General features: G+C 65.8%; 25 protein-coding genes, 1 tRNA gene and 3 pseudogenes. 8 read left to right on the forward strand and 21 right to left on the reverse strand.

Translation table 11 applies throughout. The features are described 5' to 3' along the window. Together ABZ656_RS36480 and ABZ656_RS36485 are read right to left on the reverse strand one after the other, a co-directional pair. Positions 1–646, reverse strand: a pseudogene (locus tag ABZ656_RS36480) (arginine--tRNA ligase); the annotation flags it as partial. A gap of 389 nt (positions 647–1,035) precedes the next feature. Continuing rightward, positions 1,036–1,536 (reverse strand): response regulator, encoded by a 501-nt coding sequence (locus ABZ656_RS36485; protein WP_101400680.1) that lies wholly within the window; start codon positions 1,534–1,536, stop codon positions 1,036–1,038. A 212-nt stretch (positions 1,537–1,748) separates the two neighbouring features. On the opposite strand from ABZ656_RS36485, the gene ABZ656_RS36490 reads away from it, so the two are divergent. Beyond that, a tRNA-Arg gene (locus ABZ656_RS36490) sits at positions 1,749–1,820 on the forward strand. Between the two features lie 298 nt (positions 1,821–2,118). Beyond that, on the forward strand, positions 2,119–3,048 hold the full coding sequence (locus ABZ656_RS36495; RefSeq protein WP_360273877.1) for a restriction endonuclease: 930 nt from the start codon (positions 2,119–2,121) through the stop codon (positions 3,046–3,048). 95 nt (positions 3,049–3,143) lie between these two features. Here ABZ656_RS36495 and ABZ656_RS36500 read toward each other — a convergent pair whose 3' ends face one another. The 15 genes from ABZ656_RS36500 to ABZ656_RS36570 form a co-directional block, all read right to left on the reverse strand. Then, on the reverse strand, positions 3,144–4,580 hold the full coding sequence (locus ABZ656_RS36500) for a tyrosine-type recombinase/integrase (protein WP_360273880.1): 1,437 nt from the start codon (positions 4,578–4,580) through the stop codon (positions 3,144–3,146). After that, positions 4,577–4,768 (reverse strand): helix-turn-helix domain-containing protein, encoded by a 192-nt coding sequence (locus ABZ656_RS36505; RefSeq protein ID WP_101400676.1) that lies wholly within the window; start codon positions 4,766–4,768, stop codon positions 4,577–4,579. Before ABZ656_RS36505 ends, ABZ656_RS36500 begins: the two co-directional genes overlap by 4 nt. 316 nt (positions 4,769–5,084) lie before the next feature. After that, a complete protein-coding gene (locus tag ABZ656_RS36510) occupies positions 5,085–6,629 on the reverse strand; it encodes a YfjI family protein (RefSeq protein ID WP_360273884.1) in 1,545 nt (514 codons plus the stop codon). Between the two features lie 226 nt (positions 6,630–6,855). After that, the gene (locus ABZ656_RS36515; RefSeq protein WP_360273887.1) at positions 6,856–7,770 is read right to left on the reverse strand and encodes a bifunctional DNA primase/polymerase; all 915 of its coding nucleotides are present in this window, start codon (positions 7,768–7,770) and stop codon (positions 6,856–6,858) included. 84 nt (positions 7,771–7,854) lie between these two features. Beyond that, positions 7,855–8,226: a hypothetical protein gene (locus ABZ656_RS36520; protein WP_360273890.1), complete on the reverse strand. Its 372-nt coding sequence runs from the start codon at positions 8,224–8,226 to the stop codon at positions 7,855–7,857. Positions 8,227–8,228: 2 nt separating this feature from the next. Beyond that, on the reverse strand, positions 8,229–8,834 hold the full coding sequence (locus ABZ656_RS36525; protein WP_360273893.1) for a hypothetical protein: 606 nt from the start codon (positions 8,832–8,834) through the stop codon (positions 8,229–8,231). A gap of 9 nt (positions 8,835–8,843) precedes the next feature. Then, complete coding sequence (locus ABZ656_RS36530) at positions 8,844–9,032, reverse strand: hypothetical protein (RefSeq protein WP_360273896.1); 189 nt, start codon at positions 9,030–9,032, stop codon at positions 8,844–8,846. A 3-nt stretch (positions 9,033–9,035) separates the two neighbouring features. Next, the gene (locus ABZ656_RS36535; protein ID WP_360273899.1) at positions 9,036–9,323 is read right to left on the reverse strand and encodes a hypothetical protein; all 288 of its coding nucleotides are present in this window, start codon (positions 9,321–9,323) and stop codon (positions 9,036–9,038) included. A gap of 140 nt (positions 9,324–9,463) precedes the next feature. Beyond that, positions 9,464–11,680 carry a cell division protein FtsK gene (locus tag ABZ656_RS36540; protein WP_360273902.1) on the reverse strand — a complete coding sequence of 739 codons (2,217 nt, stop codon included), beginning with the start codon at positions 11,678–11,680 and terminating at the stop codon, positions 9,464–9,466. A 90-nt stretch (positions 11,681–11,770) separates the two neighbouring features. Further along, complete coding sequence (locus ABZ656_RS36545) at positions 11,771–11,977, reverse strand: hypothetical protein (protein ID WP_360273905.1); 207 nt, start codon at positions 11,975–11,977, stop codon at positions 11,771–11,773. 29 nt (positions 11,978–12,006) lie between these two features. Continuing rightward, complete coding sequence (locus tag ABZ656_RS36550) at positions 12,007–13,092, reverse strand: phosphoadenosine phosphosulfate reductase family protein (protein WP_360273908.1); 1,086 nt, start codon at positions 13,090–13,092, stop codon at positions 12,007–12,009. Further along, positions 13,089–14,087, reverse strand: coding sequence for a DUF2637 domain-containing protein (locus tag ABZ656_RS36555; RefSeq protein ID WP_360273911.1), 999 nt, complete (start codon positions 14,085–14,087; stop codon positions 13,089–13,091). The genes ABZ656_RS36550 and ABZ656_RS36555 overlap by 4 nt, the downstream gene beginning before the upstream one ends. Further along, the gene (locus ABZ656_RS36560; protein ID WP_360273914.1) at positions 14,084–14,737 is read right to left on the reverse strand and encodes a GGDEF domain-containing protein; all 654 of its coding nucleotides are present in this window, start codon (positions 14,735–14,737) and stop codon (positions 14,084–14,086) included. Before ABZ656_RS36560 ends, ABZ656_RS36555 begins: the two co-directional genes overlap by 4 nt. Beyond that, entirely contained in the window at positions 14,734–15,021 is a 288-nt protein-coding gene (locus tag ABZ656_RS36565; RefSeq protein ID WP_360273917.1) for a hypothetical protein, read from the reverse strand. The genes ABZ656_RS36560 and ABZ656_RS36565 overlap by 4 nt, the downstream gene beginning before the upstream one ends. Before the next feature lie 168 nt (positions 15,022–15,189). Then, the gene (locus ABZ656_RS36570) at positions 15,190–15,354 is read right to left on the reverse strand and encodes a hypothetical protein (RefSeq protein WP_180362065.1); all 165 of its coding nucleotides are present in this window, start codon (positions 15,352–15,354) and stop codon (positions 15,190–15,192) included. A gap of 462 nt (positions 15,355–15,816) precedes the next feature. On the opposite strand from ABZ656_RS36570, the gene ABZ656_RS36575 reads away from it, so the two are divergent. Both ABZ656_RS36575 and ABZ656_RS36580 read left to right on the forward strand, forming a co-directional pair. Further along, the gene (locus ABZ656_RS36575; protein ID WP_101400662.1) at positions 15,817–16,584 is read left to right on the forward strand and encodes a helix-turn-helix transcriptional regulator; all 768 of its coding nucleotides are present in this window, start codon (positions 15,817–15,819) and stop codon (positions 16,582–16,584) included. Continuing rightward, positions 16,584–17,057, forward strand: coding sequence for an NUDIX domain-containing protein (locus ABZ656_RS36580; RefSeq protein ID WP_101400661.1), 474 nt, complete (start codon positions 16,584–16,586; stop codon positions 17,055–17,057). Before ABZ656_RS36575 ends, ABZ656_RS36580 begins: the two co-directional genes overlap by 1 nt. Here the strand turns inward: ABZ656_RS36580 and ABZ656_RS36585 are convergent. After that, complete coding sequence (locus tag ABZ656_RS36585) at positions 17,045–17,614, reverse strand: HD domain-containing protein (RefSeq protein WP_180362064.1); 570 nt, start codon at positions 17,612–17,614, stop codon at positions 17,045–17,047. The two genes, ABZ656_RS36580 and ABZ656_RS36585, sit on opposite strands and share 13 nt — an antisense overlap. An 11-nt stretch (positions 17,615–17,625) precedes the next feature. Beyond that, positions 17,626–18,072: a winged helix-turn-helix domain-containing protein gene (locus ABZ656_RS36590; protein WP_101400659.1), complete on the reverse strand. Its 447-nt coding sequence runs from the start codon at positions 18,070–18,072 to the stop codon at positions 17,626–17,628. 879 nt (positions 18,073–18,951) lie between these two features. Between ABZ656_RS36590 and ABZ656_RS36595 the strand changes: the two genes are divergently transcribed. The 3 genes from ABZ656_RS36595 to ABZ656_RS36605 all read left to right on the forward strand — a co-directional run bounded on the left by ABZ656_RS36595 (position 18,952) and on the right by ABZ656_RS36605 (position 23,183). Beyond that, the gene (locus ABZ656_RS36595) at positions 18,952–21,003 is read left to right on the forward strand and encodes a P-loop NTPase fold protein (protein ID WP_360273924.1); all 2,052 of its coding nucleotides are present in this window, start codon (positions 18,952–18,954) and stop codon (positions 21,001–21,003) included. Between the two features lie 615 nt (positions 21,004–21,618). Further along, positions 21,619–22,368 (forward strand): hypothetical protein, encoded by a 750-nt coding sequence (locus ABZ656_RS36600; protein WP_360273927.1) that lies wholly within the window; start codon positions 21,619–21,621, stop codon positions 22,366–22,368. 254 nt (positions 22,369–22,622) lie between these two features. Then, on the forward strand, positions 22,623–23,183 hold the full coding sequence (locus ABZ656_RS36605) for a hypothetical protein (protein ID WP_360273930.1): 561 nt from the start codon (positions 22,623–22,625) through the stop codon (positions 23,181–23,183). 65 nt (positions 23,184–23,248) lie between these two features. On the opposite strand, the pseudogene ABZ656_RS36610 reads toward ABZ656_RS36605, so the two are convergent. Together ABZ656_RS36610 and ABZ656_RS36615 are read right to left on the reverse strand one after the other, a co-directional pair. Next, positions 23,249–24,618, reverse strand: a pseudogene (locus tag ABZ656_RS36610) (site-specific integrase). After that, positions 24,615–24,767 (reverse strand): annotated as a pseudogene (locus tag ABZ656_RS36615) (excisionase). Before ABZ656_RS36615 ends, ABZ656_RS36610 begins: the two co-directional pseudogenes overlap by 4 nt. Positions 24,768–24,879: 112 nt before the next feature. On the opposite strand from ABZ656_RS36615, the gene ABZ656_RS36620 reads away from it, so the two are divergent. Next, positions 24,880–25,809, forward strand: a complete 930-nt coding sequence (locus tag ABZ656_RS36620) for a hypothetical protein (protein WP_360273933.1) — start codon at positions 24,880–24,882, stop codon at positions 25,807–25,809. The last annotated feature ends 81 nt before the right edge of the window (positions 25,810–25,890 follow it).

Raw genomic sequence — 25,890 nt, forward strand, 5'->3', positions numbered from 1 at the left:
GGGCGTGCGGCGTCTTGGTGCGTGAGGGGTCGGCGGGCGAGGGCTCGGTGCCGGCGGTGCCTGCGGTGCCTGCCGTGCCTGCGGGCTCGGCGGGCTCGGCGGGCGAGAGCTCGGTGCCCGCGGTGCCGGCGGGCTCGGCGGGCGAGAGCTCGGTGCCCGCGGGCTCGGCGGGCGAGAGATGGATGTGGTGCACCTCTGCACGGCCACCCTGGGTGGCTACGATCCGTACGAGCGCGTCGGCGACGACTTCGGCCCGGATGTCGTACGGGATCCGGAGCGGGACGATCTGCCCTGCGAGAACGTCGCCACGCCCATAGGCGTCACGCTGGAGCCGAATTTCCCGTACGAGACAGGCGCCCGCGCCACCCCCCAGGCGAATGTTGAGGAACCCCGGCCCGGTGATCGCGACGTCGGCGACACCGTCACTGCGGGTGAGGTGGGGCCGCAGGATCTCGGCGACCTGCCGTGCCGGCCGCCCGGCGGGCCGCGCCAACTGCAACGCGATGTTCGTGGCGTAGTCCCCACACCCACCCGGCCCCGGCGGCGTCACCACCGCCCGTGCCGGCACGACCACGCTCAGCTCCCCCTCGTCCACGGCACGACGCACCGCGCGCAGCACGGTGCGGGAGAGCTCGACGGGGGTCACGGGACAAGCGTAGGGGAGGAGGGGGGTGGGTAGGCGAGTCGGTTTGGCGAGGGTCCGGGATGTGGACGGGGCGCGGAGGGCGAGGGTGTTCTCACTGACGGACGGTGAGTGACCGCCGCCACGGCCGACGCTCAACGACGTGGACGGAGCAGGGGCAGCGGCGTGGAGGAAGTAAGGAGTAAGGCAACTCGAACGGAGCGCTGGAACGTCGAAGAACGGGGGACCGGAACCGCACGACGACCGCATCCCTCGCGACGGAAAACCCACCACTCTCACGCAGCACCGATCACCGATCACCGATCACCGATCACCGACACGGATAGGCAGGTGCCCGCAGGGCCGACCACCCCCGACTCCTCAACACCACCACTCAGCGGCGCGGCACCCGCTCAATGACCGGCGCGCTGGGCCTCCTCGGCCCCGACCTCCTCGGCGCCGAGCTCATCCGGACCGAACGCTTCTCCGCCGAAGGCACCGCCACCACCGGCCCCACTCCCGCTCCCGCCCCCACTCCCCCGCCGCTCCATCAACTCCCGTACGAGCCGCACAAGTTCGGCAGGTTCGAACGGCTTGGCAAGAAAGGCGTCAACGCCGACGTCGAGCCCGCTGTCGACCTCGTACTGCGTACAGGCACTGACGATGGCGAGGGGAAGATTCCGGGTCCGGGGGTCGGCACGCAGCCGGGCGGCGGTACGCAACCCGTCGAGCCGAGGCATGACCACATCCAGGGTCACCACATCGGGCCGCACGTGATGCACGACGTCCAGGCATTCGGCACCATCGGCCGCGGTCACGACCTCGATGCCCTCCAGCTCGAGGTTGACCCTGATCAGCTGCCGGATGACCTTGTTGTCGTCCACAACAAGCACCCGGCCGGACGCGCCTGGCACAACTCGAGAGTAGGTCCGCGCCCACCGCGCCGTCCGGGTTTTCCCCACTTCCACCCCCGTGCGGGGGTGGCAACCACCCCAAGGAGGCCCCCCGCGGACGCCTCCGCTCCCCCTCCCCGGAACACCGCCCCGCCCTCACATAAACCCATGCCAGCCCCCCACGAAAGAGCTGGTAGGGTTCTACCCGTCGCCGCGAACACCGCGCCCGACACGCCCCCGTAGCTCAGGGGATAGAGCAACGGCCTCCGGAGCCGTGTGCGCAGGTTCGAATCCTGCCGGGGGCACTCGCCGGGGATCAGCAGGGACTAAGCGCTGACCAGGGCGGATGCTGACACGAGAGAGCGGGAACCAGTCTCACTGGGTCCCGCTCTTTCTCGTTGTTTCGCGCTGATCGCGATAGACCTGCGATAGACGCACTCGCCTGCAGCCAGAAGCGGCGCCGCGGAGGACGGACGGTCGGTGCAAAACCGCGCCCCTCACCATGAGCTCCCGCGCAGGGCTGACATAGCCACCAGAGGCCCCAGGCCGGTGTCAGACCGACCCGCTAGCGTTCGCATGACTGGCAACTGACAGGGAGAAGCGATGCTGGACTTCACCGAACTGTCCCAGAACGGCGAAGACCTTGAGCTACTTGTTCGCGAGATAGCCGTGTCCTTGGGCTTCAAAGCGCTCTGGTCCGGGAGAGGTCCAGATGGCGGGCGAGATTTGATTCTGGAAGAGCCAGGAAGCTCACATCTCGGCGCAAAGGTCCGCCGCTGGCTCGTTTCCTGCAAACATACGGCCCACGCAAACCAAGGGAAAGGCCGGTCCGTCGGAATAGACGACGTCGGAGCAGACGGCGGAATCGTAGATGCAGTACATCAACACCAGGCCCACGCATATCTTCTCGTGTGCTCCACTCAGCCGTCGAGTGCCGTTGTCGGCCGTCTAGAGGCAATTGAAAGAAATAGGGGAATTCCGACACGGATTTGGGACGGCGTCGACCTGGAAAGGCTACTGGACACGACTAAGGGCTGGGCAATCGCCCAGAGATTCATGCCCAAGAGTGCCGAAGGGTGGAAGATCATCAGCACCAGTCAGCCTAATCAATACATCGGGCTGACTAGAGGTTACTACATTCGAATCGCCAATCGAATTGGTAGTTTCCTGTATACCGGCATGATGGACGCGTGCCTCGACACGATGCAAGCGACAGCACTTCCCCCAGGGCACGAACTGCGACCACGTGCGGTCTACTATGACGACAACAAGGCGTCGGACATGAACTGGATAGTCGACTACCTGTATGAAGGTCCAAAAACCAGAGAAGCCCTTCTCGCCACATCGCCACCAACACTTATGCAACTTCAGAAAGATCTGACACGGCGAGCCGAGCAATCTGAAAACCATTGGGGGCTATCGGCATATTTCAATCTGAGGCCACAGCAGGTCAGTCGTGGTCACGACCACTTTGATCCAGACCATTATGATTTCTACGAACGGATCCCCTGGATTTTTAACGCATACTACTAGGAAGCCTGGTTATAGCCGCGGCTTGGACACCCCAAACCGCGGTCCCGACAAGCGGATCCCATGCAACACGCACCGGATCAGAGAAGCTGCAGTTACTACAAATCCAGTTCCCTTTCGATCTTCCTGTTCATGGCCTCTTCCTGGCCGTAAAGGCACCCCTCATAAACGCGGTGGATCACTTCAGGTGAATTGCCGACCCTACGCGCAACTTCGGCCGCCGGCACGCCAGCGTTCAGCCAGGTGGTGATGCAGGTGTGCCGCAGGTCGTACGGCCGCCCTCCCAGGATGGACGCCTGAAGGTCCGGCGGGAGCGCGTACTCCCGAGCGTCCCGCCACACGCGCCAATAGGTGCTGCTGCCCACGAGACCGCCCCGCTCGTTCGTGAAAAGCCGACCATCCTTGGCCGTGCCGAACTCCTTCAGGTGGGTGCGGAGCATGGCCACGAGCGGCGGCGGAATCGGGACCGGCCGGTCTTCCTTGGCCTCCCTCGACTTCAGGCCGCGCTTGTCGTGGCGCTCTCCACTGTCTGTCCACTGCTTGCCAGATACGGGGTGCGTGTCGTGGAGCGTCAGAACCCCCCACCCCTTCTCTGGGAGGAAGCAATCAGCCTTCCTGAGGCCCACGGCCTCACTCGGGCGGAGCCCCGCGAAGTACATGACCGCGTAGAAGCCCACCAGGCGCCGGCCCTTCTTGCGGTCCCATGTCCCAACGTACGAGACCGACGCGAGGAGTTGCGCAGCCTGCGTCTTGTTCACGAGAACACGAGGGTCCACACGGTCCGATGAGGAACTCTTCACCTTCTTGAGGGCGGTGAGTGGGTTCTCCGTCAGAAGCTTGCGTTCGATGGCGTATTCAACCGCCGTATTGAGCGCGCGCCGACGACGACGGGAGGTCTCCCCCGCCGCGGGGGTGCCGTCCAGTTTGAAGGAGATCCGATACTGAACATCGCGCAGAATCTTCGGGTCTTCCAGCGAGGAGACAAGAAGCGATTTCTTGGATATCCACCCGTAGGCATCTTCAAGTTCCTCCGGTGGGTCAAGTTCGGCGTTCTTGGGAATGACCGCCCACCGGAAGGCAAGACGCAACTCCTCCGGTGACGGCATTTTCTGTTCCTGCTCTACCAGCGCCAGCGTCACCGCGGCGAGCCCATCGGCGATGCCCTCACGGGTCTTGGCCGCGGCGGTCGGCCAGCGCATCGCCATGTACTCGCGACAGAACGCGAACCAGGGCAGTTCCTCACGGGCTTGCTCCGCACTGACCTCGGCCCGTACCTCGGATTCAGGCAGACCGTCCGTGATGCGGAATGCCTCGCCACGGCGCATTGCCTGCCACAGATCAGATCTACGGCTCTCTGCGAGAGCCACCGTGGCGAAGGTGGCGCTACTGACCTTTCCTCCGACTTTCCAACGGAGTTGGTAGGGGCGGGTCTTGCTCTGCGCCTTGGACACTTTCCACAGGCGGACATCGAGCGAAAACCCGTCCGGGGCCGAGCGGTTGCTCTGCTCGGCCCCGCTGTCGGTGTCCTTCGTCACGCGCTCTCCTCCAGCGTCTGGAGCCACCGGCTCAGTTCGGACCGCCGGATTCGCACTGCGCCGTTCGGGAGCTTGATGGACTTCGGGCCCTTCTTGTACTGCCGCCAGCGGTAGAACGTCGCTCGCGGTACGCCTATCTCTTCGATCACTTCGGGGATGGTGAGCATCTCGTCGCGGGGCTTGGCCACGACTCCTCCTTGGGCGAGAGAGCAAGGGAAGGTGGTGGGACCAGCCGAGAGCCGCCACAGAAACCACGGAATACACAGAAACCCTGGATTGCGGGTCTGACCTGCGGCGATGCCGCATGGTGCGGGCTGCCACAGAAATCGCGGAAAGCTCCACAGAAATTGGCGGCCGGACCCGGTGCGGCCGGTGCCCGCTTATTTCTGTGGCTTCTCGGTTGGTTTCTGTGGCAGCGCTCCGCGAGCCCCTGAAGCGGCTGTCTCCGCTGGTCAGGGGCTTGCCGGGGGTATTTCTGTGATTTTGTGGTTTCTGTGGCGGGGGTCAGGCGGTCGGGTCGGTCAGGCGGGGGTGGACCAGGTAGCGGGGGGAGGGCGGCCGTCCGCGTCCTCCGGTGCGATGGACGGCTTGGGCGCGCACGTATCCGTGGTCTTCCAACAGGGCCAACACGGGGTCCAAGTCGTTGGCGGTGCGGAACTCGGAGCGGGAGAGTTTGACCATCAGGTCGCGCTTGCTGACCTCGCGCCACCCGTGGGTGCGTAGGGCTTCCAGCACGGAGCGGGCCCGCTCGGCGATGCGGTCGGCGCCCATGGAGTCGAACGCGGCGAGGCTGTGGCTGATGAAGTACTCGGCCAGCGCGATCGCGGCGCGCATGGTCGCTTCCGCCACGGGCACGGTGTGCCCCTTGGTGAGGTGTTCGGCGAGGTGGAGCAGGGCGGCCATGCGGGCGGTGGCACCGACCAGCTTGCCGCCCCAGTCGCCGATCTGCCCCATGATGCCGCCGCGGGCTTCCAGCATCGGTTCCACCCGTGCTTGGAAGGCGGTGAGGGTGGCGATGGCCTCGGGGGTGAGCTGGATGAGTGCGGGGTCGGTCCACTCGGCGAGGAACAGCGTCAGGTCGAGTACGTGGCGCCGGTAGGTCCCCATCACCTGCTCGGGGATGGGGTCAGGTTCAATCTTGCGGCGGCCGACCAACGACTCAGGAACCGAGTAGAGGAACCTGCCGAGCAGGCCGCGGCCCTTGAACCCGTCCTGCCGCCCGATGTCGTCCAACACCTGCGGCTGGACGCACAACCCCATGGTGAGAGACGGGTGTTCGATGTATTCCTCGCGGGTCTGCCGGTCGACCTTGAGGCGGTCTCCGGCGTGGCCTTTGAGGAAGACGCCCATGTTGGGCTTGCCCGAGTAGCGTCCGGCGATGATGTCGAAGATGTCGCCCTCGGCGGACATGACAGCGATCCGGCCGCCCTGCTCCGCCATCCGTGAGGTGACCGTCTCGGCCGTGGTGTCGTCGGCGAGCAACTGCGGTTTGACCGGCACGGTCACGCTGTCCGCGGTCTGCGCCAACGCGATCGCTGTGGAGACCAGCTCATCCCGCTCGTCCGCGCTCGCGGATGCCGCCTTGGCGGTGGCCTTGTCGGCCGCTTCCTTGGCAAGGCGGGCGGTCATCTCGGCTTCCACGATCGCTGGTTGGATCAGCGTGCGCAGTTGCTGTTCCGCCTCGTACAGCGGGTCGGTGAGCAGGCCGAACACGGCGGACTTCCGGTTAGCGGGCGGGAGGGAGACGACGACGTAGAGGTTGGTGGGCTCGCGCCAGTGCCCGCGTACCTGCACCACCGACCGGCCGCCGGCCGCTGTGGCAAGCACAGACAGGGCGATGCATCCAGGCAGGTCGACGGGGGTCTGTGTCTCCTCGGCGACCGCGGCCACGAACTCCCGCAGCCAGCCCGGCAGCGAGCCCACGGGGAACGCGGTGAGCTTGCGCGGTCCGGCGAGGGGAACGGGGTCCTCCCACACGGGGACGGACGGCTCTTCCAGGACGGACAGTCCGGCCCACAGGTCGGGGCTGTCCACAGGCTGTGTGGTCATGAGGCTGCCCTCCCTTCGCGGGTCATCAACAGCGGCCACAGTGTGCTGAGTTCGGTGTGGAGCTCCACAGGCCGGACGACGGCGGCCGTGCCATCGTCAGTCTGCGGGTCAGGACCAAGAGCAGTGGGGACGCCTTCGGCGACGTCCTTCCGGTCGCCTACGGCCGCCCGCGATGGGCGCTGTATGGCGCGCTGCTTCCTGTCGGTGGGAGGGCAGTGCTTAACGGTCATGCCGCGCCCCTCTCGGCCGTCTGGAGACCGTTGGCGACCGCGCGGTGGGCGTAGTCCTCGGGGACGCCGACGGAGACGGCCGCCGCGGTGATCTGCCACCCGATGGCGTCCAGTCCGCACGGCCCTGGGCACTGCGCGTGCTGCGCTCCCAGGAACCGGGCGACCCCGAACGCTTGTGACGCAGCACCGGATTCGGTGCGCGAGCGCACCATGGCCAGTCCCCGTTCCAGGCCGATACGGATGTACTGCTCGGTGTGGCGGCAGCCGGTGGCGACCGCCCGATCCCACGTGACGCCCGCGGGGAGGGAAGAGACCACCTCCCCCGGGGCGGGGGTGGTCTCTTCCCTCACGACCAAGGCGAGGACGGCGGGCGGCAGACCGGTCATGGTGCCAGTCCCGGGACCGAGCCAGCGGGCGTACTGCATGCGGGACTTGATGTCCACGCCCGGTCGGACGGCGTTGGCCGACTGCATGGCGCCGCGGTAGATCCAGTGCTCGCCGCGGGTCGTCGGCACGGTCCGGGTGGCGGGCAGCGTCTCCCGCGCCCATGCGACCGCGTGCGTGTTGTCGAGGTCCACGACGGTCAACCCGGCGCCTCCGGGGTGGTAGGCGACGGCGGCAGCCTGCCGCCATGCCGACGCCCATGCACGAGAGGTGATCACGCTGGGGTCGGTGGTCGCGGCAGCCCAGGCGTGGCACACGGCCGAGCACTGGCAGATGCCCGCGCTCTTCATGTGGGGACGTCCACCGCAGGCGCCGCCCTCGCACGCGTGGCAGTTGCCGAACGGGACCTTCCCCGCGCGTAGGGGCAGGACCGGCACGCCCGCCGCGGCGAGGTCCAGGGCGGTCCGCAGGTGGTGCCCCGCCGGATTCACGCTGCGAGGCAGCGTGGACTTGCGGTCATGGGTCATGCTGGAGGTCTCCTGTTTCTGTCGAAGGGACGGAGAACCGGGGCGGTCGCGGTCTTTGGCGAGAGGCGACCGCCCCGGGCGTATTCAGGCTTCGGTGGTGGTGTCGTAGCCGAGCGGCGCCAGCGCGCTGTGGGCGCGGGCCAGGTGCTCGGTGAGGCTCTGCGCGGTGGTCGCGGCGGAGTCGAGGGCGAAACGGGCCTCGGCGAGGTCGTCGTCCGGTGTGCCGTAGTCGGCGGTGACCGCGCCGGTCTTGGCGAGCCTTCCCAGGAAGTCGGAGAGCTGGTCGAAGCTCTGCGGCAGGCGCTGGGTGAGGAGCTTGAGGGACGCGACCACCTCGTACGCGCCGCCGGGGTATGTCAACTCACCCTTGGCACTCTGGGTGGCGTGGTTGAGGTCGCGTACGGCTTCCGCGGCTGCGTCGCAGAGTTCAACGGCGGTCCGGGGCTTACGGGGCATGCTCACTCCTGAAAGGTGTCGGCGGCGGGCAGTTGAGGCAGGCCCGCGGTTTCCAGGGCCTTGAGGTCGAAGCCGGGCAGCGCGGCGCGGGTGACGAGTGCTTGAGCAAGCTGTTCGGCGTAGGCGGCGCCGGTGCGGGCCACCTCGATCTGTGTCGTGCCGCGGATGGTTTCGACACGCTCGATGTGGGCTCGTTCCTCGCGGCGGTCGCTCACGTGCCGCTCGTACGCCACGCGCTCGCGGCGGTCGGTGCGCCAGTACCGTGCGGCGAGCCCATAGGCGACCGCGGTAGCGAGCACCCACAGCAGCAGGGGCAGCGAGGTTCCGTCGGCGTATCCGGCGACCCCGGCGAGGGCGAGCCCTCCGGACGCGGCGAACGCGGTCCCTGCGATGACGGGGTCTCCGGCGCGGCCGATGCTCGCGCACATGCCGGCCGCCCCGGCGGCGAGGGAGAGCGCGGTCATCAACACGGCGTTGCCGACGGAGTGTTCAGCACCGTTGGCGTTCCAGATCCGGGCCAGGATCAGCATCGTGGACGTCGCCACGGCGGGCGCGACCTTGGGGGCGATGATGGCGAGCCAGTGACGGGCCACGATCTGTTCGTTCACGGTGGTCTCCTAGATCTTGCCGAGGGCGTCGACGACGGCGGCGGTCAGTTCGGTCACGGGGCCGGAGGCGCCGGTGGAGGCGAGGTAGAAGCCGAACATCACGGCGATGAACGCGGAGCCGTAGCCGAGGGTCTTGGAGCGGAGCAGGAAGAACAGGACCAAGCCGCACAGGGCGACCAGGGAGACGGTGACGGCCATCGGTTATCCCTTCGGAGCGGGCCGCTTGGCAGCGGCAGGGGTGTCGGTGCCATCGCGGGCGACGCGCAGCCAGAGGTTGTAGAGGTGGCGGCCGATGCGTATGCGTTTGCCGTGGCCCTTGCAGCGGCGGCAGTCCTTGCCGCGTTTCGTGCGGCCCTTGCGGTCGGTCTTCGTCGCGAAGCCGAAGCCGTGGCACTTGCGGCAGTCGCCGTACGGGCTCGCCGCACACAGGCTCACGTAACCCAGAGTGATGACGAGTAGGCAGGCGCAAGCAAGGAGAAGGGGGGTCATGGGGTGCCTTCCAGGCGGGGTTTCCGGCGTTCTCGCAGGTCGGGTACTAGGTACGAGGTTGCTGATCAGAGCCGGTATGGGGTGCTAGCGGGGGTGCTAGGTCTAGCAGCGTGGGCTGCTAGACCTAGCAGCGGTGCGCGTCAGCCTCCGGACCGCTTTCCGTCACGCTGGGTGATGGCGGTGGTGATGTCGGCGCGGGCGATGCCGCGGCGGGTGGTGCCCTTGCCCTTGTCGGTGGTACCCCAGACGTCCTGCGCGGCGATGCCGTGCGGGCGCAGGTTCGTGGTCACCGTCTCGGCCTTCCACCCGCCGTAGATCTCCGGCCGCAGGCTGGCGAGGCGGGTGGCGACCTTCTCGTTCCACACCTTGTCTTCGTCGGCCGCGACGACTTTGAGGATGTCGGCGAGCAAGTCGAAGGCGGGCTCGCCGCTTTCGGGTGTCTCGCCGATGGCGTGGCCGGTGATGTTGCCGTAGGCCTCGCGCATCTTGCGGGCGCGGACGACGACCTGTTCGGCTCCGAGGGCGTCGACGAACGCGCTCGCGACGATGCGGGGGTCGTCGCCCTCGCCGGCCATCCAGCAGATGCCGCGGTCGGTGCGGGAGAACATGGTGGCCCGGTATCCGGCCTTGTACATCGACGTGCCGAGGACCATGTCGTTGGCGGGCTGGCCCATCACCTTCAGGCAGAACCGCAGCACGGCGTTCGCTGAGATGCCGGTGGGCAGCGACTTCGCGTCGGGGCGCTGGGTGCCGAACAGGGCCACGATCCCGAGCGCGGGACCGCGTTTGCCGAGGTCGGTGGCGATCTCTTCGATTTCCGCGCCGTACTTCTCGTGCTCGAAGGGGACTTGGCACTCGTCGAATCCGGCGACGATCGGGTGCAGGCCGAGGGACTTGTCGTTGGCCAGTTCCGGGGTGACCTTGGACTCCGGGCAGCGTGAGCGCGGCAGGGACTTGATGACCTTCGCCCGCCGGCGCAGCTCTGCCCGCAGCTCCCGCAGCGCTTGGAGGACGTAGAGGATGTCTTCGTCCTCGTCGCCGGCCCGGTAGCGGTGGCAGACCGGCTCCAGGGCGCCGAAGTCGCCGGTGCCCTTGAAGTCGAACGCGTACAGCTCCGCGCGCGGGTCCAGTGCGGCGATGAGCAGGAACAGGCGCATCAGGAACGTCTTGCCCATGCGCGGGATGGAGCCGACGACGACCGAGGCGAACATCAGGGTCACGGCGACGTCGCCCATGCGCTGGTCGTTGCCGAACACGACCGGCTTGAACAGGTCCACGCTGCCGGACTTCAGCAGCGGCCAGGCGGGCTTGGTGGTCTCGTTCATAGGCTTGTCGCCCACCCACAGGATCAGCCGCCCCTCATGCTCGGTCGGGTCGGCCGACGGCCACACGCAGCCCACCTTGCGGCGCAGCCCGGACGCCAGCGGCTTGCGGGCTTCCATGATGTCTTCCGGGGTGACGCCCCAGGGGAGGTCGAGGTCGGCGCGGTAGCCGGGTCCGTCGCGGGTGATCTCGGAGGTGAAGCGCATCCCGTTCATGTCGCCGCCCTTCTTGATGGCGGCCGACAGCTTCGCGTTGCCGATGTTGTCCAGCGCGCGCAGCACGATCGGGCCGGTGAGCTTCTGGATCTCAGTCTTGAGGACCGCGGGCCCGATCACGGGATGGTCCTGCGGGGAGCCCCAGAACCCAGCGACCAGTACCGCGGCCGACGCCAGCACCCCCAGCCAGGCGGGGGCCAGCACGTACATCGTCAGGGCGAACGCGGCGCCGAAGACGAGCGCCACCGTGGTGACCAGCACCCGCAGCCGCACCCGCCCGTCCCGCTGCCGCGATAGCTTCAGGTACTCCGCGGTGTTCTCCCGGCGTACCTCGTACGCGCGCAGCGGGGCGCCCTCCGCATCCCACACCCACCGGTTGGTGTCCCGTACGAAACGGGCCGCACCGCGCGGGGCGTGCAGGGTGAGCTGGAGGGTGTACCAGGGGGTGCGGATGCCGTGGAAGGCGGTGGCGTAGAAGGCGTTGCCGGTCGCCCGCTGCGCGGTCGACACGAACCCCGGCTTCGAGGTCAGCCACGTCGGCAGGATCGGCCGACGCTTGTAGGTAGTGATACCCGGCGCGGGAAGGTCGGGCCGGTCGACCGGTCGGGCGACCGAGTCGCCCGACTCCTCATCATCCGGGTCGGCCGACTCGACACCCGACTCGGTCGGGCGGGAGTCGGGCAGCGGGTCGGCAGCCGGGGCGGCCGACCCGACACGCGCGGATCGGGCCTTGTCGAGGTCGACCACCTCGGCTCCGGGGTCGGCGGTCATCTCGGCTTCGAGCCGGTGGAACAGTTCGTTGTCGTCGGGCTGGTTCACTGAGGGTTCCTTCCAAGGGGAGGAAGGCGGGGTCCGGCCGTCGCTGTAGGAGGTGGGCGGACGGACCCCGCGGGAATGGCGGGCGGACGGTCAGAGCTGGTCGGGCTCCAGCGCGAAGTACAGGACCACGAAGCTGCGGGTGCCGATCTTCTGCGCGACGTGGGCACGCAAGTCGCGGTAGACCTCGGTGCGGGACGCGGTGGCGTCGACCTCGGCCGTGTTGCTGAGCGTCGAGGTCTCCGGGCCGTACTGAACCGTCATGATCCAGTGCAGGCGAAGGGTCGTCGGGGCAGTCATGGCGGAACTCCTAGGAGTGGTCGGGGTGTTCAGGCGGCGCGCTGTTCGTCGGTGCGGGTGAAGGTGTCGTACTGGCCGGAGGTGATCAGGCCCGACTCGCGCCATTCGGCGAGCAAGTCGTTCTGGCCCTCGATGCCGTCGCACTTGGCGCACAGGCGCCCGGCCGGGCGACGGCCCTTGCGCTGGCCGGGCGGCCGCTGGCCCCACTTGCACGCGGTTAGCCCCGCGTCTTGGGCTTCCTGCTGCAGCTCGCGCAGCGGCTTGGTGGCGTGGGGGTAGAAGAATTCGATCTCGTCGAGTTCGCCGGGCTTGGCGAACGCCCCACACAGGCACTCACCCGACATGTGCAGGTGGACGGTCACCTCGTTCAGCGGCAGCGCGTCCGGCCAGCACAGTTGGTGTTCGGCGTGTTCGTGGGGGAGGTTGCAGCGGTGCCGGGTGCGGTATTCGCGCATGTGGGCGTCGGTCCAGTGGACGATCGGGGAGACCCAGATCAGGGCGCCTTCGCGGTCGACCTCTTCGGCGTTACGGAAGCGGCGGTCGGTCTCGGCCCACCGCATGCCACCGAGGTAGACGACGTTGCGGGTGCGCCCGTGGCGGCCGATGATCTGTCCCCGCAGCCGCTGGAGCGGCTCGTCTTTCAACCGCCGGTACATCACGGAGTGTCCGGCCGGGCCGGGGAAGCCCTTCCACACCTGCCGGCCGATGTTCTTGCCGCGGGTGGAGAGCACGCGGCCCATGACGAGATCCGCGTAAGAGTGCCGAGGGCGCAGCTCATGCAGGGGCAGGCCCCAGGCGGCGACCACGTCGCGCACGTGCTGGGTGGTTTCCGGTATGCCGGTACCGGTGTTGACGTGCGCGATCGCATCCACGCGGCTGCGGAAGAGGTGGTTGACGACGACGGAGTCATTGCCACCGGAGAACAGTCCGATCGTGGCGACCACCGGGAAGGCGGCCAGGACGCGATCGAGGATGGCGTACGAGCGGGCGATGGCCTCATCCAGGGTGAGGGCCTCAGGCTCGGCGTCTGCCTTGGGCGGCCTTTTCTCGATGCGGTCCGCCATGCCCGGGAACATGTCGCCGACCGGCCGCCGACGCTTGTTCCGGGACGTCATGCGGCCGCCTCATCCGACTCACGACCGGCGCCCACGGAGTGCAGCGGAAGGCCGTCGGCGCGCTCGGCCTTCAGCGCGTCCCGCAGGCTGCGGGCGTTGGCAGCAGAGCAGTGCACCGCGGCACGGATGGCCTCGGCATTCACCTCCCCGTCCAACCACGGCGCCGTGATGGCGCGCGCCTCGACGAGCAGCTCGTCAAAGGTGCGCTGCACCTTGCCCACGGCCTTCGCCTTGCCGCGCCGCCGCGGGCGCGGCTTGGGTACGGGCGGTCGTGCCGGGGGACTGCTCACCGGGGGTGGTGCGGGGGTGTCCTGCTCGGTGGCGGGGGCGAGGTCGCCCATGCGCAGCATCACGCGCTCACGCCGCGGGGTCTTCGACCGCCACCGCCAACCGTGCTCCTCGCGCAGGTCCGCACGGGCCAACTGCCGTTCCTTCTCTAGCACCAGGGCCGCGGTGTAGGAGGTGACTTCCCACAGCGTCATGCGGCGCCACAGCGCGAACGTGGAGGGGAAGGCGAGCAGCCAGCGGGAGAAGCGGATCTTCTCCATACGGCGCCCGGTGGCGGCGCCGATCCGCACGGCGTAGATGTGCGCGCCGATCTCGGAGAACACCACCCACAGCAGCGGCATCGTGCCGTGCGCGAGTTTCGCCGACAGAGAGTGTCCGGCCGCGATGTTCAGCCCGCACGTGATCAACGTGAGCACCCAGGGCACGAACCGTACCCAGGCGAGCGCCATGTCCATCCTGATCAACAACAGGTTGGCGACGGTGAACACCGGGATGGACACGTCGATACCCACCGGCAGCATCCACGGCGAGCGGAAACCCCAGCTCGCCGCAGCAGCCGAGACGGCGTCGAAGGAGGAGATCAGTCCCAGCGCGCCCACCGCGGCGGCAGCGAGCGCGCCGACTCCGGCGAGCCCCAGCTCCGGGCGCGTCAACGGCGGCACCCCAGAAGCGGCGGGCGCCTCGGGGGTAGAGGTCGTGGGGGTCATGCCGCGGCCTCCGTCCCGCTCGCCGTGCCGGGCCGTCCGACGCGCCGACCGTTGGCCGTTGCGCTCAGCGGGGTCAGATCCAGAGCGGTCAGCCAGTCGGCGCCGGAACGCTTGGCCGCGTACATCTGCTCATCCGCCAGCCGCAGCAAGGTGGACAGGTCCACGTCGTCCGTGGCGGGGTCGTAGGCGACCGCGCCGATGGAGGCGCCCACCGTGAGCAGGTGGCCGTCGACGGTGACCGGCTGCTCGATGACGCGGGTCAACTCGCTGAGCGTCCAGGACAGATCCGCGAGGCTGTACACCCGGGCGACCGCGGCGAACTCGTCACCCCCGAGGCGCACCACGATGCCCAAGTTGGTGTTGGCCCATGCGGCGAGACGCTGGCCGGTGGTGGCGATGACCGCGTCTCCGGCAGCGTGCCCGTGGGTGTCGTTGGTCTCCTTGAACCTGTCGAGGTCGATGACGTAGACCGCACTGCGACCGCCCGCCAGCACCCTCGGGGCCCGCTGCGCGAACGCGTCGCGGGTCCACAAGCCGGTCAACGGGTCACGGCGGGCCGTCTCGATACGGCGGTGCAGACGCAGCGCATGCAGCGACCATCCGGCCGCCATCGGCACACCGGCCACGGCGGCGAACAACACCTCGCTCATGCCGCCACCCCCTTGCGTGCCGGGCGGCGGCGGGCGGGGCGGGTCAGCGGGATGACATCGAACAGGTCCCGGTTCTCCTCGATGACCACCGCGGCCATCCGGATCAGGTCGTCGGGCAGGTTCGGGCTCTCAGCGAGGATGTCGCGCGCCGCGTCCTCGCGGGCCGCGCGCTCCTCGTCCGTCTCGCCCTCGACCCCGAGCCACAGCTCAACCGGGGTGCCGAGCGCCAGCTCCGCGAAGTCCTCAGGGGAAATGGCCCGTTGACGGCCGACGTACGTACGCATAGGAATCTCCTGACACCGAAGGGATGCCGGGACGGTCGCGGTCTTTTGGCGAGAGGCGACCGTCCAGGATGTGAACCCCAGGCCGCGAGCGCGGCGGGGGTGAGTGCCCCGGGGCGGATTCGGTCCGCCACCGTCGCGGCGTGGCCGGGGCGATGTTCGTACGGCGATCTACTCGTCGTCGGTGTCCTCGGTGCTGGCCCCGGCGCCCATGACCACGTCGCCGTGGACGACACCGCCGGACACGGCCACCTGGTCACCCAGGACCACGGAGCCGCCGAACGTGATGTTGCTGTCGCCGAAGTTGAAGACGGCGCCGCTCTTGCTGTCGCTCATGTGCTTCTCCTTTGTGCGTTGCGGACTTCCGCAGCGAGCTGCGGTGGATGAGTGGTCTCTTTCGGGGACGCGGCTGCCGGTTCAAGGAACAGCTCGCTAGGGCCCCGTTGTAGGCAGAGACCTGACCTTTCGGTCTGCCATCCGGACTGCCAAGGGATCGCCTGGAACAGGCGACTGTCCGGTGCCCTCCCCCCGTCCAACGCGGGGCTCCTGGTCGTGCGCTCGCTCGGTTCGCTGACGCGACCGAACGAGAGGAACATGTATTACGTGTTCCTCATCTTGCAGAGAGAGGTTCGCCCCGTCAAGCCCTTCGGTTGTTTGAGGTCTGCGGGCCTCTCGCGCTCGATGTACCTACAGACTGGCGTCGGCAGCGACGACGATCGACTTCGCGGATGTACGGCTCAGGTCGTTCTTAGCTACCGTGAAGTCGAACCAAGTCGTCCCAGGAAGTCGGAGGTTGACGTGGCGAACGAGCGACTGCGCGGCGCGATAGTGGACTTGGGCCTGACGCTCGATGAGGTCGCCGAACGGCTCGGGGTCGCGGCCAAGACGGTCGAGCGATGGATCAACGAACCTGAGCGCAAGCCATATCGCCGCTTCCAGTTCGCAACGGCATCGCTGTTGAGGTGCGAGGTGTCGTACCTGTGGCCGGACGAGCGCACCTCAGCTGAGGTCGCGGCCGCCGGCAACGCGGAGTTGGTCAGGCTCTATCCACACCGGTCCGTCGTGATGCAAACCCTCTGGACGAACCTCTACTCCAAGGCGACCCGTCAGTTTGACCTGTTGGTGTACTCCGGGTTCTGGCTCACGGAAGACGCATCGTTTCACCGCATCGTGAAAGAGAAGTCAGCCGACGGAGTGCCCATCCGCTTCATCCTGGGAGAGCCCACGTCGCCAGCCGTGGCGGTGCGCGGCGAGGACGAAGGGATCGGCGCGGCGATGGCAGGCAAGATCCGTAACGCCCTCATCAACTACGGCCCGCTCTTCGGCCTCCCTGGGGTGGAGTTCCGGCTGCACGGTACGACCCTTTACAACTCGATCTATCGGGCCGATGACGAGATGCTGGCGAACGGACACCTCTACGGCGTCGGCGCCTACATGTCCCCCGTGCTGCACCTGCGACGCGTGCCCGGCGGTGAACTCTTCGACGCCTACGCTGAGAGCGTTGAGAAGGTCTGGGAATCGGCCCGTTCGATCTCTTCACCTGCCGATTGGAAGGGCACTGCCTGATGAGTCGCATCGACTACTTCCGCGATCCGAACGCCCCTCACGCCAACTCGGTGGTGCCCTCGGTCACCGCGGTTGTCCGAAACGACGCGGGGTTGTTGCTGCTCATCCACAAGACGGACAACGATCTGTGGGCTCTGCCCGGCGGTGGCCACGACATCGGCGAGCGCATCGGTGACACCGTCGTCCGCGAGGTCGCGGAAGAGACCGGCATTGACGTTGAGGTAGACAGCATCGTGGGGCTCTACACCGACCCTGAACACGTACTGGCGTACGACGACGGAGAGGTCCGGCAACAGTTCTCCATCTGCTTCCGGGCCCACCCCATCGGCGGTTCCCTGCGTACGAGCAGCGAGTCAAAAGAGGTCCGCTGGGTTGACCCAGCGGACCTTGACGGACTGGACATCCACCCGTCGATGATGCTGCGCATTCGCCACGGCCTCGACGACTCGCGGCGAGAGCCCTACATCGGCTGACCCTCGGCAGAGACCTCCGCCAAGCGACCCTCAACACGCATCGCTGCTGCATGGATCTCGGGGGCCGCACGCTGAATGAACCGCGCGACGATCGTGTCCGGACCGTACCGCTGCACGATCTCGTCCAGCCGCTCAGCCGACGTGGTCTGCGTCCCGTCGGGTGTCGTCGTCATGTCGCAGTACAGCAGGGCGTCGACTAGGCCCGGCCGCTCAAGCTCGAACTCCCCCTCAAGCTCCTGCCTCAGTCCGCGCTCCTCGGCTTCCAACAGGGCGCAAGAGTGGTGAGCCACGAGACGAACAACCCGCTCGTCTGCCTTTTCCCGGTCTCGGAGAAACCGCGCGCCATCCAGCGGGTGAAAGCCAGTGGTCGCGATGGCCGGCGAGTACCCGATGTCATGCAGCACCGCGGCGGCTTCCAGCAACTCGGCATCGTCACCCATGATCGGGCCCAAGGAGCGAGCGCGCTTGGCGACCCCCAGCGAGTGTGCCCACCGACGCGGGAGCGGATCGGACAGCAACGATTCAGAGAGCGCGTACGCCCACTCAGTCAGTCCCATGACGGCCAAGACTACGGGCGAGCGGTGTGGGTCGGGAGAGCGCGCACCGTTCGCCCCTTGCCGTGAACGGTGGCGAGCAGGCCGTTTCCCTCCATCTGGGCAAGGACACGACGCACAGCAGTACGGGAAGCGCCGAACCGCTCGCAGAGTCTCGCTTCAGATGGGTATGGATCCCCCACTGAGAGCGATTCCTCTGCGATCAGGTCGGTCATCCGCTCTGCGAGGGAGCGTCGGTCACCGCCCCGCACGACGCGCCAACCAATACCCGGAGCCGACTCAACGACACCGTCAGCCTCCAGCACCTTGAGAGCGCGGCGCACCGTGTTGCGAGAGACCCCGTGCGAGTTCATCAGAGCAGCTTCTGACGACAAAGCATCGCCGATGTCCCCCGACTCGATCTGCTGGCGCAGCGACTCCGAGACCTGCAAGTACGTGCCTCGCGGACTGGCCTGCGGCACCTGGTCTCCCCCTCCTCGACTTCGCGGACGCTTCTCTTAGTGGATACCTAACTCCAGCTTCCCACGCGGGGGCTACTCAGATGCCCCAGCGGGTACGGCCCACTACCCGACTGCTACAGGGTGGTACTAGCATGCGCCTGCGTTACCCGGGGGGGCGAGATGGCGAGCACTGACCGCACGATGTATGACCGACTCATCGGCGTGGTGTGGAATGATCGAGCCGAGGCGAAGATCTACCACGAAGTGGTAGAAGCATGCCTCGAAGAGAGTGATATCGCTAGGCGACTAGGGAAGCGGCCGGCGGCCAACGCAGAGGCCGTCCGTGCTGCCATGGCTATGGAACCAAACGCGGTACGCGCCGTGGAAACCAGCCGAGAACCGCTCGCTAAGTTCCGAAGCGCCCTGACTTCCCTGCATGGAGTCCAAGCCGAGCAGTCTGCAAGACGAGGGAATATTCACTGGGATTGGCGCTCCGCCGGTCTTATCATTACTTCATTCCTAGCATTTATGTCCGGGGTGGGATCGGGCACCGGTGTCGCATTCTGGTCCATCATCGCTGCAGTCGCCTCATGGCTAGCATTAGCGTGCGCCCACGAAACCAGCAGACGAACCCTAATCAAGGCCCTTACTTATGCCGCCTGCATTCCGGTAGAGCATATTTGCTCTTTCGATGTTCGCGTTGCCGGAAATTCTTGGGCATCCGAACTACGCACCAAAGGCGTTCGACCTCTGATGCGGCGTATTGTAGACGTACTGCTTGGCGATGACCCAGACGAACTGCTACTTGCAGAAAGTTATGACGGTCTGCGAACTACGGCGAGCCATCAATATCTGGTAAGCAGCATCGGTGCAGAACAGTTAGCTCGAAAGATGAGCCAAATGGACGGCGGAACTATCGCCGTTTGCGGGCCAAGAGGCTCAGGGAAAACTACCCTCCTCGAAGGTTGCGTCACAAGTGAAGATTTCTCCGTCTTTGTGCCAGCTCCAGCAACCTTCACTCCACAGGACTTCCTCGTATCCCTCTTTGCCAAGTTGTGCGAGCAGTACATGGAGAGCAAAGGATTTTCTCCTCCGAATTTTACTCGATTAACAACCACACAGAGAATCCTTCAGAGGGTTGGACCAAGATTCAAACGGCTCCTAGTGTGGGGCTCATACGCCCTTCCCGCCTTCTTCTTGATCGGACTTGGCACCTTCGCCGCGATTCGCACCCTAAAGGACCAGCACGGAGAAGCCCTTTACTCCAACGTCCAGGATCTTACTGACAAAATGTTAGACCTTTCACTTCAGGTCTGGCGAGGCGAAAGCGTGGCAGTCGGGCTCCTTGTAACGATCCTGGGCGTAATGACATGGAAGTCACGCAGCAGTGGTCTATGGCATGGCATTTTCAAGAACATACGGGACCTTGGCGGCCACATTCTTGGATTCACCTTGATCATGATCCCGTTCCTTTCCTGTTTTCGCGATCCCGAATTCGTCAACAACTTTCAGCGATCCATCGGAGATGGCCTAGGCGCACTCTTTCTGATTTTACTGCTTTGGTTCGTCTATTGGATAGCCGACCCCGGCGACATTGATGACATTAATGACGAGTGGTCGTTCGCGGATATCGACATATCAAAGAAGGGAGTCCTCCGATTCATCCGCATGCTATGCCTGGTCGGCATAATCTACGTCGCTCACGCCAATGTAGCCATGCGGAACCTTGCCGCCGATAATGACAACCCGGTTCGAGTACTGTCGGTTCTCGCCGGAGTGATGATCTTGAAGCTGACCGACTGGAGGCCCCGACCTGGCGAACCCTTCCTGGTAAGACAATGCCGCGATCAGCTATATCGGCTTCACACCGTCCAGAGCACCACCTCGACACTTACTACGGGAACTTCTGAAATTCTAGCCTTGGGAACTTCCCATGCCACTTCTATCACCAGCGTTCCCCCAAACTTTCCAGATTTGGTGGCCGACTTCCGAGACCTACTGTCCACCATCTCATTTTCTCATTCCTTGCGAGGGAAGCGAACGATTGTAGCCATTGATGAACTCGACCGCTTGGGCAGCGATTCTCAAGCATTAAGCTTCCTAACCGAAATAAAAGCGATCTTCGGCGTGCCAAACGTTCACTATTTGATATCGGTCGCTGAAGACGTAGGCGCTGCATTCGTGCGAAGAGGGCTCCCGTACCGAGACGCCACCGACAGTTCGCTAGATGATGTCGTGAACGTCCAGCCAGGAACTCTCGATCAGTCAACACGCATCCTCCAGAAGCGCGCTCCAGGGATATCCGATCCATACGTGATGCTTGTTCATGCTCTATCAGGTGGAATCGCCAGGGATCTTGTGCGCTACGGGCGAAGAGTGATGGAGACGGAAGCGACCACCCGAACGGGCGAACTGGCACAAATATCTCGACGACTCATCCTGGAAGAATTGTTCGAAACGCTTTCCGGGTTCCGCGTTCTCTTGAGCAGGCAGGAGTGGACTGAAGACGCTAGCCCACTTCTTGAGTCCTTCAGGAAGCTAATGAGGCGCCTCCGGTCAGGGACTACTGATTTTCAGGGACTTCATCGCGATCTTTCAGACTTTGCCGAAAGGAGGCGGGAATTTGACCTCTCCGAAGAACGTCTAGAGTTGCCGGTGGAGACCTACCGGCTACTACTTGAGGCATCTGTCTACGCATACTACTCTCTGACGATGCTGGACATCTTCGGCGTCGAGGGTTTCACCAGGCGCAGTCGGGGTGCTGCGCTCCACACCGATGGCGACCCGCAGTTGCTGGCAGAGGCCAGGCAAGAGTTGGCGATCTCTCCATACACTGCGAGAGCCTTGCTTCGATCGATACGCCGCGCATGGGGGCTGCCTATTCGGCCTGAGGCCGACAGAAGCAGGGGTGCGTCGCGCAACGGCCACCTTCCGGGGCAACAAACTTCATGACTGCATAGATAGCTGCATCAGCGTCAGTTGCGGTATGACACCCAAGTCCGTAAACGCGACGTGGTTGAATTTCCGGACACAATGGCAGCGCAGGTACCGTACCGAGCTAACATCGGCGGCCCATCTGCAAGCAATCGGTTCAGCCACTTAAGCGCGAGCGGTGCAGCACCTTGTCCTCAGCGGTACCGCCGGACACCGACCAGCTAGCGCGTGCCTCAACGTCACCCCGCGCACGGTATGCGATAGAGATCAGCCTTCTCCCGTCTCCAAGACAGGAGAAAGTGCAGGTGGAGTACGGTTTGCTCAGAGAATGGGGCGTGCCCTCCGGAGCCGTGTGCGCAGGTTCGAATCCTGCCGGGGGCACCCTGCATGAGGTGCCCAAAGACCCCGTCACCAGCGGAAACGCTGAGGCCGGGGTCTTCGCGTATGTGCAGCCAGATGCCACCCGAAGCCGCTGTATGTCGGGGTCTGTGGACGAGGCATGGACGGGATCTTGAGGCATCGCCGCAGGTCGCTGCCCCCTTCCGGTGCTGGGCGTGGCTCGCCCGGAAAACAGGACAACTGGCGCGGCCCCAGCCGTGAAGTCCGCAGCACCCGACTGCTTAGATCGCTGACATGACGGACTGGTCCCAGCTCCACCACGCCTACGGCACGGCAGAAGACATTCCCGGCCTACTCGACGCAGTGAGCCCGACACCAAAGGATTCAGCCTGGACCGCACTTTGGTCCCGGCTGTGTCATCAGGGCACCGTCTACTCAGCCAGTTACGCGGCATTGCCTGCCCTGCGAGACATGGCGCGCCAGTGGTCGCCCGCGGATCGACAGATGCCGCTCGTGCTGGCCGGCGCCATCGCGGCCAGCATTGATCAGCCATACGGCGATCAAGATCCCCACGTGGCCTACGCCTCGGAGATGTCCGACCTGGCACAACTGACCGAGGAAGCTCTTCGGGATCCGACCCTCGGCGACGACCCCAGCACTTACGTCTACTTGCTGGCGGCACTCCTCAGCTTCGAGGGGGTCGAGGTCTGGGGCGAACAGCTCGACGGACTGAACGACGAGGAATACGAAGTCCCCTGCCCCTCGTGCAGTACAGAGAACTTCATAGCCTTCGGTGAGTACGGCTTCTTCTCGACCACGGACAGCATGTATATGAATGAGACCACGGTAAGGAAGATGCCGCTGCAGCCTGCGGACACCTCAGCCTTCGAGGGGCTGGCTCAAAGACTCCACAGTCGCGCGCTCGCAGACGGCCAGACCGATGTCGCGCACAAGTTGACTTACGTCTTCGGCAAAGCACAGTGCGCCGAGTGCGTTGCCGTCTTCAGCGTGGCGGAAGCCATCACCACTCGTTGGGACGCCTGAACCACATCGCCGTCCCGGTCTCGGACCATGCCGAGACTGAGACGCGGGAGCATGGCTAAGGCGGCCGTCGCGCTGCATTCAGTCGCCGCCTGGGAGTAGCCAAATGGACGAGTTGGGGGATCTCGTGGACGTGACCACTCTTGCCGTCGCACTCATCGGCGTCGGAGGAACTCTAGTAGGGTCGGGGACTGGCGCGGTGGCTGCTGCTCCGTTTCCAGTCCCCGACCCTACTAGGCGGAACTCTGGGCGGAGCAGTGCTCAGCCAGCGCGTCACCCGGGAGCAAAACCAACGTGCCGATCGCGAACGGGCAGAAGACCGCCACGACCATGCGCAGCAAGCCATGCGGGATCTCTATGCCCGTCTGAACACCACGGCTCGCGCTTACCGGGTCGCTGCCCAAGACGCAGTCCGAGCAGCCGAGCGCGGCGAAATCGTCGAGCCGACAGCACTCGACGCCGCCAAAGAAGCCTGGTCAGAGGAATATTCTCAGGCGCAGATGGCACTGGCGAAGGATGTCCTGGAAGTGGCCTCGACACTCAACAGGACGCTCGGAGTCGGGTACTCCGTTGTGAAGCAGTTGCCGAGCAGCCCGGACCAAGCCGGGTCATACGGCCGGGCGAAGGCTTGGTTCAGCGGCCCACTGTCCAACGGCGTGTACCTTCTGCGGGTCACCCTGCGACATGATCTCGGCGTCGAAGTTGAGCCCGACTTCGAACAAACTCGCACGCAGATGCTCGCTGCGCTCAATAGCGAGCGGAGGAACCTTGAGCGCCTGCTCGCCTCCGAACAGACCCGGGCCGCCAGGTCTGATTGATGGGCCGCACAAACGGTGAGACCCCTGGGTAGAACGTCAGGGGCCTCGGGCACGGTCGGGTGCCGTCACTCGTACTCGCGGAGCAGGTCCTCGATACGCCGGTTGGCGACGTCCTGCCGTCCGTCGAGGCACTTCGCGTAGCGGGTAAGCAGAACCTCAACACTGTTGTCGGCGCGCTCGGCGACCTCGGCGGGGTCCACGCCAGCGTTGAGCCACGTCCCCACCGCCGAGTGCCGAAGGTCGTACGGACGGCTTGCGAGCGGTGAGGACGCGGCGGCCGGCGGGAGAGCGAGGAGCCGGGCCTCCTGCCAGACCCGGTAGTAGGTGGAGGACGGGACGACCGAGCCCTTCTCGCTGCAGAAGAGCCGCCCGTCGTCCGCCGTGCCGAAGGTGGCCAGGTGCTCGCGGAACACGGCTACGAGGTGAGGCGGGACAGACACCCGCCTGACGTCCTCGGTCGGTCGGTTCTTGAGCCCGCGGTCGTCGTGAGTCTCCCCCGAGTCGGTCCACTGCTTTCCGACGGGCGCGTTCGGTGGAGCAGAGCCGATCCCCAGCCCAGTTCAGGGAGGGCCAGGTCAGTCTCGACAAGGCCGACCGCTTCAGCTGGCCGGAGACCGCCGAAGTACATGGCAGCGAACAGACCCACGAGACGCCGACCGCGAGCCCGCCGGTATCCGCCCACGTAGGAGACGGCTGCGAGGAGATTGCGGGCCTGCTCCGGGTTGGCGACGACCCGCGGATCGACCTGGTTGGACACCTTCGGTTTCTGCCAGCGGACAGCCGTGATGGGGTTCTCGCGCAACTCCCCCAGGTCGACCGCATAATTGGCAGCGTTGACGAGCATTCGCCGCTTACGCCGTACGGTTTCGGCTGCCGCAGCCGTGCCGTCGAGCTTGAGTTTCAGCGAGTCCAGCACCGCACGAGCCGTGGCCGGCTCACCAAGATCGACGAGCGGCCGCGACGCCTTCGACACCCGGTGAAGGTCATTCCGCACATCGTCTGGGACGTCTCGATCGTCGGGACCCGGCAAGACGAAGGCCCAGTTACGGAGCGCTCTACGGATGGCCTGGTCGGACGGCCGTCCATCCCGCTCATCGAGGAGCTCCACAGTCAAGCTGGTGAGCGATTCGTTGATGCCGTCCCGCGTATTGGGTGCGGCATGCGGCCACTTCATCGCCAGGCACCTGAGGGCGAAGTCGTACCACCACACGGCCGACTTCCTCTGTTCCGTCGAGGCCGGGAGGCCGGACTCCGCATCGAACTCCTCACCATCGCGCATCGCGCGCATGAGCTTCGTGCGGTAGTGATCGGCAAGCGCCTTGGTACGGAAGGAGTCGGAGAAGACGTTGCCCGCCACAGACCAGCGGACGCCGTATGAGGGCGTTTTGGTATCGCGCTTGCGCACGGCCCAGACCTTCACGTCGAGAGACTTCACGCCGCGGCCTCCAGCTGTCGCAGCCACGTGGTGAAGTGACTCCGCCACACTCGGAGCTCCCCGTTGGGCAGCTTGAAAGCGGCCGGCCCATATCCCACCTCAGGCCAGCGGTAGAACGTCCGGCGAGAGACGCCAGCTTACGGGGCCATGATCACTCGCGCCAAAGCAGCTCCCGGCCAAAGTCGCTACGCCGACCGCGTGGGCAACCCAGCCGGTGTCCGTCCCTGTCGCTAGCATCGCGGCAGTCTCTGGGGAGGAAGCATGGGTTACTCTGGCGATTTTGTCCTGATGCGCAGCGGTTCTTCGTTGCCGGACCTGCCTGTATTCGACGACCCGGAGTGGTGCATCGAGGAGCGTGCCGATTACTTCCACGAGTGCCGGCCACGCCCCGAGGGCTGGCAGACGCTGCAAGTGAACGACTATCTGCCGGAGAACGACGACGACCGGTGGCTGCACCGGCTGGTCACAGCAACTGGCTCGCCAGTCATGATCGCAAGCGTCATGGACAGCGATGTCTGCTACGTCCGCGGTCTCACTCCGTCCGGGGTGATCTGGTCGACCTTCCTTGATCCGGTGATGGCTGCCGACTACGAGGTGTCGGTGTCGCCGCCTTCGGAGGATGAGGAGCCACCGGGGGAGACCGACAAAGAGAGGAGGGTCCGCTGGTTGCTCACGGACGTGCCCAAAGCAGCGGAGCAGATAGCGGCCTGGGCGGCCGAGGGCGGGTTTACCGCGGATCGGGAAGCACTGCGTGTGGTCCTGTCCAAGAGGGCGGACCCGTTCGTGGAAAACCTCTTCTTCGAACTGGTCGATGCCTGCGGACTGCCGCCGGCCGAGCCTGTCCGGGAAGATCCCGCAGCCTCGGACCCCCCTGCGCACCCAGGCCACCGCCCCGAGCAGAACTGCCCACGCGGCGCCAGACTGGAAGCAGCGGTGTTGAACCTTTCCCGTGACGGGCACCTCGTGTTGCAGTGCGCCGCGGAGGCGGACTGCTACGCCCAGGTCTGGCTCCGGCCTGACGGCACCTACCAGCTCGAATATCGTGATCGCAGTCCTGCCGAGCACTATCAGACACGGACACTCTCAGCGGACAAGGTCATCGCAGCCCTGGCGGGCTGGGCGGCGGGCGAGATTGCCTGGCGGGATGCCTTCCAATGGAACTCGATCGGCTCCTGGTTCAGCGATTCCTAGCCGAGCTCGCAAACAGACCTGAAGCGACGAAGAGTTCGGAGCTGGGGGCCGTCTCCGGGCCATCCGAGAGGAACCGGCGTT

This window comes from Streptomyces sp. NPDC007095, from assembly GCF_040634475.1.
Classification (GTDB): domain Bacteria; phylum Actinomycetota; class Actinomycetes; order Streptomycetales; family Streptomycetaceae; genus Streptomyces.

What these genes read in the sequence shown, in the direction of transcription:
- ABZ656_RS36520 (WP_360273890.1), bottom strand. Translation starts at nt 8,226, where the DNA reads ATGCCCCGTAAGCCCCGGACCGCCGTTGAACTCTGCGACGCAGCCGCG.
- ABZ656_RS36560 (WP_360273914.1), bottom strand. Translation starts at nt 14,737, where the DNA reads ATGAGCGAGGTGTTGTTCGCCGCCGTGGCCGGTGTGCCGATGGCGGCC.
- ABZ656_RS36595 (WP_360273924.1), top strand. Translation starts at nt 18,952, where the DNA reads ATGGACGGCGGAACTATCGCCGTTTGCGGGCCAAGAGGCTCAGGGAAA.
- ABZ656_RS36600 (WP_360273927.1), top strand. Translation starts at nt 21,619, where the DNA reads ATGACGGACTGGTCCCAGCTCCACCACGCCTACGGCACGGCAGAAGAC.
- ABZ656_RS36580 (WP_101400661.1), top strand. Translation starts at nt 16,584, where the DNA reads ATGAGTCGCATCGACTACTTCCGCGATCCGAACGCCCCTCACGCCAAC.
- ABZ656_RS36555 (WP_360273911.1), bottom strand. Translation starts at nt 14,087, where the DNA reads ATGACCCCCACGACCTCTACCCCCGAGGCGCCCGCCGCTTCTGGGGTG.
- ABZ656_RS36510 (WP_360273884.1), bottom strand. Translation starts at nt 6,629, where the DNA reads ATGACCACACAGCCTGTGGACAGCCCCGACCTGTGGGCCGGACTGTCC.
- ABZ656_RS36535 (WP_360273899.1), bottom strand. Translation starts at nt 9,323, where the DNA reads ATGACCCCCCTTCTCCTTGCTTGCGCCTGCCTACTCGTCATCACTCTG.
- ABZ656_RS36620 (WP_360273933.1), top strand. Translation starts at nt 24,880, where the DNA reads ATGGGTTACTCTGGCGATTTTGTCCTGATGCGCAGCGGTTCTTCGTTG.
- ABZ656_RS36570 (WP_180362065.1), bottom strand. Translation starts at nt 15,354, where the DNA reads ATGAGCGACAGCAAGAGCGGCGCCGTCTTCAACTTCGGCGACAGCAAC.
- ABZ656_RS36585 (WP_180362064.1), bottom strand. Translation starts at nt 17,614, where the DNA reads ATGGGACTGACTGAGTGGGCGTACGCGCTCTCTGAATCGTTGCTGTCC.
- ABZ656_RS36545 (WP_360273905.1), bottom strand. Translation starts at nt 11,977, where the DNA reads ATGACTGCCCCGACGACCCTTCGCCTGCACTGGATCATGACGGTTCAG.
- ABZ656_RS36495 (WP_360273877.1), top strand. Translation starts at nt 2,119, where the DNA reads ATGCTGGACTTCACCGAACTGTCCCAGAACGGCGAAGACCTTGAGCTA.
- ABZ656_RS36515 (WP_360273887.1), bottom strand. Translation starts at nt 7,770, where the DNA reads ATGACCCATGACCGCAAGTCCACGCTGCCTCGCAGCGTGAATCCGGCG.
- ABZ656_RS36565 (WP_360273917.1), bottom strand. Translation starts at nt 15,021, where the DNA reads ATGCGTACGTACGTCGGCCGTCAACGGGCCATTTCCCCTGAGGACTTC.
- ABZ656_RS36550 (WP_360273908.1), bottom strand. Translation starts at nt 13,092, where the DNA reads ATGACGTCCCGGAACAAGCGTCGGCGGCCGGTCGGCGACATGTTCCCG.
- ABZ656_RS36530 (WP_360273896.1), bottom strand. Translation starts at nt 9,032, where the DNA reads ATGGCCGTCACCGTCTCCCTGGTCGCCCTGTGCGGCTTGGTCCTGTTC.